Annotated in this window: 13 protein-coding genes; 2 read left to right on the forward strand and 11 right to left on the reverse strand. The window is 46.3% G+C overall.

The annotated features are described in order from the left end of the window. The first annotated feature begins 15 nt into the window (after nucleotides 1-15). Nucleotides 16-732: a Crp/Fnr family transcriptional regulator gene (locus tag NST83_RS14875; protein ID WP_137063583.1), complete on the forward strand. Its 717-nt coding sequence runs from the start codon at nucleotides 16-18 to the stop codon at nucleotides 730-732. Between the two features lie 185 nt (nucleotides 733-917). Here the strand turns inward: NST83_RS14875 and NST83_RS14880 are convergent, their stop codons facing one another. The 7 genes from NST83_RS14880 to NST83_RS14910 all read right to left on the reverse strand — a co-directional run bounded on the left by NST83_RS14880 (nucleotide 918) and on the right by NST83_RS14910 (nucleotide 7,739). Then, nucleotides 918-1,685 (reverse strand): class III extradiol ring-cleavage dioxygenase, encoded by a 768-nt coding sequence (locus NST83_RS14880; protein WP_342414751.1) that lies wholly within the window; start codon nucleotides 1,683-1,685, stop codon nucleotides 918-920. 693 nt (nucleotides 1,686-2,378) lie between these two features. Beyond that, nucleotides 2,379-2,702: a helix-turn-helix domain-containing protein gene (locus NST83_RS14885; protein ID WP_137063586.1), complete on the reverse strand. Its 324-nt coding sequence runs from the start codon at nucleotides 2,700-2,702 to the stop codon at nucleotides 2,379-2,381. Nucleotides 2,703-2,968: 266 nt separating this feature from the next. Beyond that, entirely contained in the window at nucleotides 2,969-3,700 is a 732-nt protein-coding gene (locus tag NST83_RS14890) for a ThuA domain-containing protein (RefSeq protein WP_342414752.1), read from the reverse strand. A 20-nt stretch (nucleotides 3,701-3,720) separates the two neighbouring features. Next, nucleotides 3,721-4,689, reverse strand: a complete 969-nt coding sequence (locus NST83_RS14895; protein ID WP_342414753.1) for a sugar phosphate isomerase/epimerase — start codon at nucleotides 4,687-4,689, stop codon at nucleotides 3,721-3,723. Between the two features lie 82 nt (nucleotides 4,690-4,771). Then, entirely contained in the window at nucleotides 4,772-5,854 is a 1,083-nt protein-coding gene (locus tag NST83_RS14900; RefSeq protein ID WP_342414754.1) for a Gfo/Idh/MocA family oxidoreductase, read from the reverse strand. Beyond that, nucleotides 5,847-6,614: a sugar phosphate isomerase/epimerase gene (locus tag NST83_RS14905; protein ID WP_342414755.1), complete on the reverse strand. Its 768-nt coding sequence runs from the start codon at nucleotides 6,612-6,614 to the stop codon at nucleotides 5,847-5,849. The genes NST83_RS14900 and NST83_RS14905 overlap by 8 nt, the downstream gene beginning before the upstream one ends. Nucleotides 6,615-6,632: 18 nt before the next feature. After that, nucleotides 6,633-7,739 (reverse strand): Gfo/Idh/MocA family oxidoreductase, encoded by a 1,107-nt coding sequence (locus NST83_RS14910; protein WP_342414756.1) that lies wholly within the window; start codon nucleotides 7,737-7,739, stop codon nucleotides 6,633-6,635. 161 nt (nucleotides 7,740-7,900) lie between these two features. Between NST83_RS14910 and NST83_RS14915 the strand changes: the two genes are divergently transcribed. After that, a complete protein-coding gene (locus tag NST83_RS14915; RefSeq protein ID WP_137063593.1) occupies nucleotides 7,901-8,719 on the forward strand; it encodes an AraC family transcriptional regulator in 819 nt (272 codons plus the stop codon). 101 nt (nucleotides 8,720-8,820) lie between these two features. On the opposite strand, the gene NST83_RS14920 is transcribed toward NST83_RS14915, so the two are convergent. The 4 genes from NST83_RS14920 to NST83_RS14935 form a co-directional block, all read right to left on the reverse strand. Then, nucleotides 8,821-10,305 carry an alpha-N-arabinofuranosidase gene (locus NST83_RS14920; protein WP_342414757.1) on the reverse strand — a complete coding sequence of 495 codons (1,485 nt, stop codon included), beginning with the start codon at nucleotides 10,303-10,305 and terminating at the stop codon, nucleotides 8,821-8,823. Between the two features lie 409 nt (nucleotides 10,306-10,714). Continuing rightward, nucleotides 10,715-10,999, reverse strand: a complete 285-nt coding sequence (locus NST83_RS14925; protein WP_137063882.1) for a hypothetical protein — start codon at nucleotides 10,997-10,999, stop codon at nucleotides 10,715-10,717. A gap of 54 nt (nucleotides 11,000-11,053) precedes the next feature. Continuing rightward, a complete protein-coding gene (locus tag NST83_RS14930) occupies nucleotides 11,054-11,374 on the reverse strand; it encodes a hypothetical protein (protein ID WP_137063595.1) in 321 nt (106 codons plus the stop codon). A 69-nt stretch (nucleotides 11,375-11,443) separates the two neighbouring features. Then, the gene (locus NST83_RS14935) at nucleotides 11,444-12,388 is read right to left on the reverse strand and encodes a Gfo/Idh/MocA family oxidoreductase (RefSeq protein ID WP_342414758.1); all 945 of its coding nucleotides are present in this window, start codon (nucleotides 12,386-12,388) and stop codon (nucleotides 11,444-11,446) included. Between the last annotated feature and the right edge of the window lie 33 nt (nucleotides 12,389-12,421).

The raw sequence follows: 12,421 nt of genomic DNA on the forward strand, positions 1-12,421 counted from the left end.
AAGGGGAAATGGACGATGAGAAACCCTGCAAACGTAATGGAAGCCCGCGGCAATACCTGTTGCTTCTCGGAGGCCAGCTTCAACCGGCTGCAAGTGATGATGAAGGATCGGATCATGCCAGAAAGCTCACACCTGTTCTGGGAAGGAGACACAGCGGATAAGCTGTTTTATATCAAGCGCGGACGCGTGAAAGTAACAAAAACAACGGATGAGGGTAAGGAACTTATACTATATATGTACCAAAGCGGCGATCTGATTGGTCAAGCTGATCCATTTTTTGGTACCAAGCACTCCTTTTCTGCCGAAGTTCTGGAGGACAGTGATATCGGTGTTGTCGATCATACGGATTTGGAGCTGCTTATTTGCCAGCACTGTGATTTTGCCATTGACTTTATGAAATGGATGGGGTCCCACCACCGTATTACTCAGACCAAATTTCGCGATCTAATGATGTACGGGAAGCCCGGTGCTCTGTGCTCCACGCTAATCCGCCTGTGTAACACCTATGGAGAGCCTCATGGGGAACATATCCTTATTCATAAAAAAATCACTCATACCGACCTCTCCAATATGATCGGTGCCACCCGCGAAAGTGTAAACCGGATGCTGAGTGATTTGCGTAAAAAAAATGCAGTCGAATATGATAATGGCATGATTGTCGTAAAGGATTTGGAAATGCTGCAAGGCGTATGTCATTGTGAACTGTGCCCGCGTGAGATTTGCCGGATCTAATAAATAGTTTTAATATAAAAGGGAGTGTTTTGAGCCATTTTGGCTATAAAGCACTCCCTTAATCTTTTTTGCTCCCCCTTAGAGGCAGGCAGTAGCGGAACAGCCCATTTGTATCTGAACAGCGATCGTAAGATCATGTGAATCCCAAAGCGTCTAACACCCCGCCAACATCCTTCTTCACACTTTTAGAACTGGAAGCACAGATAACTTAAATTCCCCATCTCATAGCTCCTGTGGATGACCTTGGCCTTATTCGCCGGATCTCCACTCCCCATGGCAATAAACAACGGTACAAAATGTTCAGCTCTCGGTACCGCTTGACGAGCATACGGGGCTTCGCTTTCATAGCGATCCAAAGCCTCTACATCTCCACTCTGTACATTTTCAATAATCCAGTCATCAAAATCAAGTGCCCAAGGCTCTGTTTTCGTTTCTCCCCATTTGACGATGCGCAGATTATGAACAGTTACACCACTGCCAATGACCAAAATATCCTGCTCACCCAACCCCCGCAGCACTTCACCGATAGCATATTGTGCTTTCGGCGATAGAAACGGATTCACGGAAATCTGGACTACCGGAATATCCGCCTCAGGATACATACGATGCAAAAGTGTCCAGGACCCATGATCCAGCCCTCGCACCCGGTCCGTTTGTACGTCAATACCCTTTTGCTCATATAATTCTTTCAACTTATCCGCCAGCTCCACCGAACCATACGCTGGATATTTAACCGCATACAGCTCCGGCGGGAAACCGCCAAAATCATAAATCGTATCGTAAACGTCGTCTATCGAACTAATTGCCAATGCCTGCGTCTCCCAATGGGCGGTAAAGATAACAATAGACTTCGGGCGAATACTCTTTCCAAGCTGCTCCAGAAAAGCAGTATATTCTGTCTGTTCAATAGCAAGCATAGGTGATCCGTGGGCTAAAAACAAAGATGGCATCATGTGAAAATCCCCTTATCATTTATCAATTTATTTTTATCAATAAGTAACTTTATGTAAGTAATGATACATAAGTAACAAGGTTATGTCAATGCAGATTTTAGCATACACTTAAAAAACGTCGCTTCCTTAAATAAAGATTGATATAGGTATAAAGTCATAGTAATATATAACTAATAAATATAAATATTCACTATAACTCGATATAAAGGACTGGTTTCTATGGAGATACATACTGCTAATTGCCCAAAGTGTGGTTCCGTTTTCCGCTATAATCTTAGAAACCTGTGCAATACTTGTATTCAAGAAGAAAATTTATTTTATGACCGCTGTTCTAACTATTTGTGGAAACATCCCACTACCCATACTCGCCAGCTTAGTGAAGCAACCGATACACCTATGGATTTGCTCACAGACTGGGTGAGAGCAGGCAAGTTTCCCTCCACCTATAGCCAGCTTGATTATCCTTGCGAGTCTTGCCATTCCCCGATTTATGCGGGAAGGCTTTGCCATTCCTGCCTTGGTACGTTCCGTACAGCAGCACTCGATATTCAAACCCGTGTACCCCGTCGAACTGCGACCGGATTGTTTTCAATCGCAGGCCGCGCCAAAGGCTATTAAGTATTACAAAAAAAAACAGCCTTTTTCCTAGGAAAAGGCTGTTTTGCTATGAAAAACGTTTATTCGGCTTGATACTCATCTAATCCATTCCTCGGCCCAATATTGAATCTGTTCCATGACCGGCTGAAGTGCACGGCCTTTGGTTGTCAGCTCATATTCAATGCGGACAGGAGTTTCCGGGTATACATGACGTATAAGAATTCCTTCATTCTCCAGATCCTTCATCCGTTCAGATAGCATTTTATCGCTCATTGTGGGAATCAGATTGGAAATATCCTTAAAACGCTTGGGACCGCTCATCATGGATTGAATAATGAGTCCGTTCCAACGCTTACCCAGACATGAAAAGGCACTTTCAAAACGCGGACACATTTTTGTAAGTTGCGGTTGAACCTCCATATTTTTCACCTTCTTTAGCATTTCGGCTTGATAAAGCTTTCCTTTTGTTAGTATATATCATTTTAGCATACTTTATCCCGAAAGAAAACACTTTCTTCTTAATTTAATACCTGATCCGATAAAGTTGCCATGACCAAAGCTGATTATACAACAAACCAACATAAGAGGTATATGGCAAATGCGTTAAATCAAAAACAGACGGAATCTCAAGAGATTTCGCCTGTCAGTTTGTTCAAATCAAGCTTGTCGGAATCAATAAATGGAAATTATACCAATACACCGCCGAGAGGCCTGAAAGGTTCGCTTTTTCCATAAACTGGTTGAACAATACTTGTCGGATGAGCCCAGCGAATACTGTTAGCAATGACCTTCAGAATATCAGGCTGGTAATAGGTTGGATACGTTTCATGACCCGGGCGGAAATAAAATATTTTACCACTGCCACGATGAAAGGTACAACCCGTTCTGAACACCTCTCCACCTTCAAAATTGCTGATAAAGACCAATTCATCCGGTGCCGGGATATCAAAAAACTCACCGTACATCTCTTCGTGCTCCAACAGAATTTTAGCGTCAATGCCCTCCGCAATAGGGTGTGACGGATTGACGGACCAAATAATTTCCTGTTCGCCTGCCACTCTCCATTTCAGATTACAGCTTGTGCCCATCAGGGCTTTAAACGGCTTGGAAAAATGTCCCGAATGCAGCACGATCAAGCCCATGCCTTCCTGTACCCGCTTTACAACACGGGCTGTAACTTCATCACTCACCTGATCGTGTGCTTTATGCCCCCACCACAGCAGCACATCTGTGGAATTCAGGACTTCTTCTCCCAAACCATGCTGGGCATCGTCACGCAACGTAGCCGTTCGAATAGCGAATCCTTCGCTTGACAGCCCATCAGCCAATGCCTTGTGTATCCCATCAGGATATACCCGTTTGGCTTCATCATTCAGCTTCTCGTTCAAAAACTCATTCCAAATGGTGACGTTAATCATCAATACTTCCCCCTATTAGGTTAGACCCACCACATCTCGCTCAGCGGCTCTTCAATAAGGACCTGGCGAAGATTGTGAACGGCTTTAGTAAAGCCTTCCTCGACGGACATCAGACCATCCTCGTGCTCAATACTCACTACATAATCATAACCCACCAGACGGAGAGCACTAATAATATCCGCCCAGGTTTTGATATCATGTCCATAGCCGACGGTACGGAACTGCCAAGCACGATCCAGCATATTCGTATAATCCTGCATATCGGTCAAACCGTATTTATTCACATTAATCGGGTCAATCGTCGTATCCTTGGCATGGAAATGATGAATGGCTCTCTCCCGGCCCAAAATTTGAACCGCCTGTACCGGATCAATCCCCTGCCACCACATGTGACTTGGATCCAGATTGGCACCAATGACTTCCCCCACAGCTTCACGCAGACGAAGCAAGGTTGCCGGCGTATGAACGGAGAAGCCACCGTGCAACTCCAGCCCAATTTTGACATGATGATCCGCTGCAAATTTTCCAGCTTCGCTCCAGTAAGGGATAATTTTATTCTCCCATTGCCATTTTAGCACTTCCTGAAAATCATTCGGCCACGGCGCAACAGGCCAGTTCGGGTACTTCGCATCCTCATGATCACCCGGACAGCCGGAAAAGGTGTTTACAACAGGAACTTCCAGCTTTTCCGCCAAACGAACTGTTTTAAGAAACGCCTCATGATCGGCCTGTGCCAAATGCTTTTGCGGATGGAGCGGGTTACCGTGACAGCTGAGTGCACTAATAGTCAGTCCACGGGACTCTACTGCTTTTTTGAAGTTTTTGAGAGCTGTTTCGTTGTCCAGCAGTTCATCCGGCTTACAGTGCTTATCGCCCGGGTTACCGCCTGTGCCGATTTCTACTGCATTCAGTCCTTGAGATGCTACATAGTCCAAAGCCTCTTCCAGTGAACGTCCGCCGAACAATACCATAAATACTCCAAGTTTCAAACCTAATCCCTCCCTGTATTATATGTGAAAGAAACTGCTTATCTTATAATGATGGCCTATCCGGTTGCTTACAGGCTTAATCTTAATCGAAATAGACAGCTTTTCCTGTACGAGCCGATTCATAGATAGCTTCCAAAATTTCAGTAACCACCAACGCCTGTTCGGGCTTCACAAGCGGCTCTTTATCGTCCAGAATGGCTTCGATCCACAGACGGGCTTCGCGATCCGCTTCGTTTTCCGTTTCTCCAGAGTAAAAGGCTACACCGCCCGCATCCAGATCAATTTTCGTATCAAACAAGCGGCTGTTCTTCTCCCCGTTAATACGCAGACCGTCCTGCATATCGGCTCCGCCCTCAGTCCCACATAACAGCGTCTTGGCTTCGCCAAATTCTACAACATTCAGTGCCCAACTGGATTCCAATACAATAGTGGCTCCATTTTGCATGGTAATAAAGCCAAAGGCAGAATCCTCCACTTTAAATTCCTCAGGGTTCCACGGTCCAAAGGCATTCGCCGCGTTTTTACGATCTCCAAGTTTATGGAAGGTAGAGCCCAGCACGCTTTTAGGCTTGTAATTATCCATCAGCCAGAGGGTCAGGTCGAGCGCATGCGTCCCGATATCAATCAGCGGACCGCCGCCTTGCTTCTCTTCATCCAAAAACACTCCCCACGTCGGAACCGCGCGGCGACGCAGAGCAATGGCTTTGCCCAGGTAAATCTCACCAAGCTCTCCCTGTTCGACCAATTGCTTCAGGTACAGGCTATCATTGCGATAACGGTTTTGATACGCAATAGACAGCTTTTTACCTGTACGTTTTGCGGCATCCAGCATTTCCCTAGCCTGCTCGGCGGTTTTGGCCATCGGCTTTTCGCACAGCACATGCTTACCTGCCTCAAGCGCAGCTACCGTAATTTCCGAGTGCGAGTCGTTGGGTGTACATACATGTACGACTTCAATATCTTTATTTTCAAGCAGCTTCCGATAATCGCTATAAACTTGTGAACCTTCAACACCAAATTTTGCTGCCGCTTCCTCAGCCCGTTCTTGAATAATGTCACAGAAAGCGACGATCTCTGCACGTTTTTGCTTGGCAAGACTAGGCAAATGCTTGCCGTTGGCAATCCCCCCACAACCAATAATTCCGATTTTGAGTGTTTTAGACATGAATATTTCCTCCCTGAGCTGCGTATTGTTGGAGCCACTTAAAGCTGGTTTCAATGCTTTCGATTGGAGGATTTGAGCTGAAATCCTGTTCCACAACAACCCAATCCACGCCTGCCTCAATAGCGGCTTCTGTAATGGCCTGAAGCTGCACCTCTCCTTTGCCAAGCTCTACGGTAACTGCTTTTTGCTGCTCGTCACGTGCCATATCCTTTAAGTGAATGATAGGCAGGCGTCCACGATAACGTCCGATGTATTCCACAGGATCATAGCCTCCGTAGTATACCCAACAAGTATCCATTTCGACCTGCAACAAATCAGCCGAAACCGCATCATATAACGCATCAAAAACCAGACGATCACCTACTTTTTCCGTCAGTTCAAAATCATGATTATGGTAAGCCAATACCAATCCCTGTTCCTTCACTTTTTCACCAATTCGATTCAGGTTTACAAAAAGCTCATCCCACTGACGCTGCTCCTCGGTTAAATAAGGAACGATCAGGTACTTATTCCCTAATTCTTTGTGATAAGCAATCTCCTCTTCCAAATGGTCCAACAGACGGGTGTATTGAACATGGGTTCCGACAACTTCCAAACCTAGCTCATCCAAAAGTGCCTTTACATCCTTGGCACTGCGTCCGAAAAAGGCATGAAATTCAACCCCTTTATAGCCCAGCTCAGCTACCTTGCGCAACGTACCTTCAAAATCCTGTTCAAGTTCTTCCCTTACTGTGTACAATTGCAATCCTACTTTAGCCATTGCCCTTCACCTCTTCAATTAGGATGGATGAATCGTTATATCTGTTCCATGATACAAATCCTCGTCTGGCTCAAATGTACTTTCCAACGTAATATGTTTACCTTCCAATGAGGAGCGCTGAAAAGCGTGCATAGCCTCTAATACATGATAGGCCAGTTCCACGTTAGCACGATGGTTCTTTTCACTGCGAATGGCTCTTACCATCTCACCCGCACCTATTCCGCGTTCGTTCTTCCCACACTCAAATAAAGGTTCCACGAGCTCTGCGGTTTCCTCTCCAGATCGACGAAGCTTGACATCTCCGTTAAAAAAGTTCGGATCAGGCAGGATTAAGGTTCCTTCCGTACCATAAATTTCAATACGAGGCAGATCCGACGCCCCCTGAATGTCAAAGCTGGTAATGAGCGTTACAATGGCTCCGTTATGGAAATCCATCGTTCCGGCCAAATGCGTTGGTGTCTGTACCCGCAGCGGTGTACCGCTTTTGGGACCGGAATGTATGTAACGATCAGGAATCTGAATGCCCACTGAACTGCTGATTCGCCGGACCGGACCCAGCACATGGATCAGCGACGTCAAATAGTAAGGTCCCATGTCAAACATCGGACCGCCTCCAGCGGCATAGAAAAATTCCGGATCAGTATGCCACCATTCGGGACCTCTACCCATAAAGAAAGCAGTAGCGGCTACGGGCTGCCCAATCATTCCATTTTGTATGGCATAGCGTGCAGTCTGAATACCTGCGCCAAGAAATGTATCCGGGGCACAGCCGACACGCAGGTTTTTTGCCTTGGCTAGATCCAGAACGTGTTTGCCATCCTCCAAGGAAACCGCCAAAGGCTTTTCACTGTACACATGTTTGCCTGCCTCCAGTATCGCCATATCCGTCAGTGCATGGCTGCCAGGCACGGTCAGATTAAAAACAAGCTCAATCTCGGGCTGACGAAGTAATTCATCTACCTTGTATGCGTTTTCAATGTTAAATTCATTGGCCCTCGCTTTGGCCCTTTCCTCCAATAAATCAGCCACGGCCACCACTTCGATAAGCGGACTGTTTTGGAGATTTTCAAGGTATACCGCACTAATGTTACCGCAGCCTATAATGCCGGCCTTCATTCGTTTCACTTCGTCACCCCCCTGGCCTCCAACATGTTCTGTATTCTGCTATAAGCCTTACAGACACAATAGTATTCTATTTCCGTTTCGTTTAAAATGAATAATATGATTAAAACATGAACAATCTGGTCAATATTTGAAGCAGCCATATGCCCAAAGGAGTCATCATCATGTCTATCGTCGAGCCTTGTCAGGTTCTTACCGCAGGCTATTCCTTCCATCGCAAGCCCTTTTATTCGAACCAGCCTGAAGGGATCAAAAATTATTTGTTTCGTCTACAAACAGACGGACGCTGCCAGGCCCGCATTAACGGGGAAATGACACGGATTGAGGCGGGTGACCTGCTGCTATTCAATCCGACCGAGCCTTACGAGCTGGACATTCACAGTGAGTTAAATCCCATGGGGGAACAGGTCGTGGAGAGCGGAGATTATCACATTTTTTTTGGAGGCTCCTGGGTAGATGAGTGGTGGCACCATCACAAACGGCCCAACCGCATCAAGGTCCAGCTTACCGAAGCACTGCTTGGCCTATTTCGGCAGCTTGTGATGGAGCAGCGGCGTATTTCTAATCCTTATCCGGAAATATCAAGCTATTACATGCGTATTCTTTGCCTGGAGTTTGACCGTATGCTGTCCGAGCATCCGACTTCCACCCATCATAGTTATCTCGCTTATCAAATTAAAAACTATATTGAAGAAAATGCTTCTTCCAATTTTAAGCTGGATGACGTGTCCTCACACATCGGCATCAGCGTATCCAGAGCTGTACATCTGTTCAAGGAAACATTTAATACGAGTATTATGCAGTACACACTGGATATCAGGCTCAACATGGCGAGGGAGCGCATTATTTTCAGTCCCATGTCTTTGGAACAGGCAGCCGAATCGTCTGGTTTTGCAAACTATACGTATTTTCACCGCGTATTTCGTTCCCGCTTCGGCATGTCGCCCAAGGAATTCAGAGGGATTCACCGCGAGCAATTGTAGTATTGGTAAAAATAAAACCTTGAGAGAGCCTTTCTTAGCTCCATCAAGGTTTTGTTTTGTTCCGATTTCCAAGTCATACTTCTTCTGAGTCCACAAAATATCTACAGTGCAATCGTCAGCATCACTACTGACATTGGTGGCAGTGTAACATCCAAGCTCTGACCTTTCTGCTGGAAGGACGTGAAAGTTTCCGTTTTCACATGCTCCGGCTGATCAAATGTATTGTGTGCCTGCATATCGTCACTGGCGAGCACAACGCCGCTAATTTGCTTAACGTTTTCCAGCCCTCTCAGCTCCATATTCAAGGAAGCCACCTCGCCCGGATGGACATTGCACAAACTCACATGAATAGTTCCGTCCTGCGCCTTGGAAGCGGACACACTCACCTGTGGAATGGAATCACCATCATATTCATAATTGCCTACGGTTACATGGGTAGCCAGCGCTTGTGCATCCTGATGCACCTTGAACATTTCAAATACATGGTATGTCGGCGTCAGTAGCATAGCAGGTCCTTCGGTCAGAACCATAGCCTGCAAAACGTTGACCATTTGAGCAATATTCGTCATTTGTACACGGTCATGATGATCGTGGAAAATGTGCAGGTGCAGTCCGGCTACCAGCGCATCGCGCATCGTATTTTGCTGATACAGGAAGCCCGGATTGGTACCCGGCTCGGTCATGAACCAGGTCCCCCATTCATCTATAATCATTCCTACCCGTTTACCAGGATCATATTGGTCCATAATAGCAGAATGGCGTGTAATCAATTCATCCATACGTAATGATTTTTTCATCGTCTCAAACCATTCCGTTTCATCAAAACCGAGTGCTTGCCCTTTCGCTTCCCAGGTACCCGGGACCGTGTAGTTATGCAGACTCAAGCCATCCATAAGATGCCCGGCTTCACGCATCAGCACTTCGGTCCAACGATAATCGTCCACATTGGCCCCGCCCGCAATCCGGTAGATACGGTTATCACCATAGTTGCGGACATATGTCTGATAACGACGATACAGATCGGCATAATATTCCGGACGCATATTGCCGCCACAGCCCCAGTTTTCGTTACCTACGCCAAAATATTTAAGCTTCCATGGCTGCTCACGTCCGTTTTCCTGCCGCCTTGCAGCCATTGGGGACTCTCCATCAAAGGTCATGTATTCTACCCACTCCGACATTTCCTGCACCGTGCCACTGCCAACATTCCCACAAATATAAGGCTCAGCCTCTAACAACTCGCACAATTGGAAAAACTCATGGGTGCCAAAATGATTATTTTCAACCACACCGCCCCAATGCGTGTTGACCATTCTTTTGCGATTTTCCTTTGGACCGATGCCGTCCTTCCAATGATATTCATCGGCAAAACAGCCACCTGGCCAGCGCAGTACAGGAATGTTCAGCTTTTTGAGCGCTTCTACCACATCATCGCGAATCCCGTCCGTATTTGGAATCGGAGAATCCTGTCCAACCCACAAACCTTCGTAAATACATCGTCCAAGATGCTCGGCAAATTGTCCGTAAATATTTTTATTAATAACGCCTTGCTCCCAGTCTGTATGCACAACAATAGAACCCTTCATGACAAGCCCTCCTTAAAAATAGTAAAGTTCATCAGACTATACACACCAATGATTGCGCTTTCATAAGATTAAAAAAATGGCTTCTACCTGTTCTCTTTTCCATCTCAACGTTTACAATGATCCAAAGTAACAGCTTGGATAGATAATGAAAATATTAATAATTAAATAAAAACGTTTTACATTTTTAATATATTTTATTAACTTCTATTTGTCAAACGTTAAGCCATATCTCCACCCAAACCAAAAAGTCTGCCCTCATGGCAGACCATAGTAAGACCATTTTAACTCGTGATCGCGGGCTTTAGATGAGCAGCGAAAGCCTCAAATAAAAATATCACATAATGAAGTAACTAGCCAGATTAGCTTTAATTATTGAAACAGCCGCATGTTTAGTGGACTCTGAGCCTATTTATTTCAAGGATGTCCCTTGCCAGCGAGAGCCACTATGGCCGGGACAATTTTGATTGACTGCCAGAGCGCGTACACGGACAATACTTCCGCTGATCCTGCACGTATGTCCACCCAATAACTCATCACATTGCGAGCAGGCTAACAGTCTGGCCTCGTACACATCATTGGTCACACATTCCATTCCGGGCCTCAAGTTGTTTATAATTCTGGTAATTTGCTCTTCCGAAATAGCGATGTCCCTTTCACACCCTTTACAGGTGTTTGGTGCGGTTATACCTTCCATCATCGGCTTACCCTCTCTTTCAAACAACGTCCTGAGTACATGCAGCTGGAGACCTTATTTCCGTTCCGTCGGAAGCTTGGCAGCCGCTTCAGATACGACCATCGCCAAGTCCTCATTTCCGAACATGGACAGCACTCCCAATACTGTGTCCAGCGGAATATTCCCCGCTTCTTCACGCGATACAGTCAGCTTGCGTACTCGCAGCAGACGCTCATTGCTATCCTGCTGCGGATAAGCTACACGATACAGTTCCTCTGGCTCCAGCCCGTGATTGATGCACCATTGCGCAAACACAAGGATCATCATATCCTCTTCCTGCTTATAATTTTCAATGATAGCCTCTTCTAGTTGTTTACCGCGGTTGTGCTCTTCCATTCGCTCATTTCTCCTTCAATCTATTTCTCGATGTCTGGACTGCCTTGATGGCTGTCTTTCCTTCTATAGTTAGTCATTCAAACGGCTAATGAGCTCGTCCGCCAACATATGGCTTTCCAGCACTCCACCAGCACGGACACTGCACTCCTCTGGACGATAAATATGCTCCAGAAAATGATTCACCACTCCAGTGAATCCCCGTCTTTCCAGGGTTGTGTCCCAGCTTCCGTATGGTTGTGACAATGGCGGTTTATTTTTTTGCATAAAAATAGCCTGTTCCATGTTGGTCACCTCGACGGAACGACCTGCCCCATGCATCTCCAGTCTCTCCATGTCAGCCCCTGCCTGTCTGTTCATACTATAGCTTCCAGAGGCACTTCCCAAACGTACCGACCCGAAAGCAACGTTCATATATCCTTCACTCGTCGTGTCCAAACTGCTATGCAGCAGCTCATAATCATCGCCTCCCAGCCACAAAAGCAGATCGAGCATATGAATCAAATCATCATAAACCGTCTGTGTCGCAGGTCTCCGATCATATCCAGTCCGATGCTTGATCGCCGCGCATTGGCTGAAACCGCCTGCTTCCTCCAGCCACGCTTTAGCAGCTACATAATGCGGGGCAAAACGTCGGTTAAAGCCGACCGCCAGCAACACAGCCTGTGCCTCCGCAAACGCGGTCATTTCCAGGTTTTGACGCACATCATAGGACAGCGGTTTATCCACATACACCGCAACACCTTTTTCAATACACGCCATAACCAGATCAAAATGGGCTTCGGTCGCAGCATGTATGAATACAGCCTCCGGCTCCCATGCCAGCATTTCCTTCACATCCGTCGTTCCTCTTGGCAGCCTGTACTGCTCCATAATGGAACTAACCGGCTCCTGCGAACGGTTCATGACACCTACAATATCTACACCTTCGTGTGCAGTCAGCAGCGGCAAATACACTTTGCGGGCAATACCGCCCAGACCTGCAATAGCTACTCTTGTTTTCGGTTGCTTATTCATATCATACCCACCTCTGATGACTCATTTCTTCTG

Source organism: Paenibacillus sp. FSL R10-2782 (genome assembly GCF_038592985.1).
Lineage (GTDB): Bacteria > Bacillota > Bacilli > Paenibacillales > Paenibacillaceae > Paenibacillus > Paenibacillus terrae_C.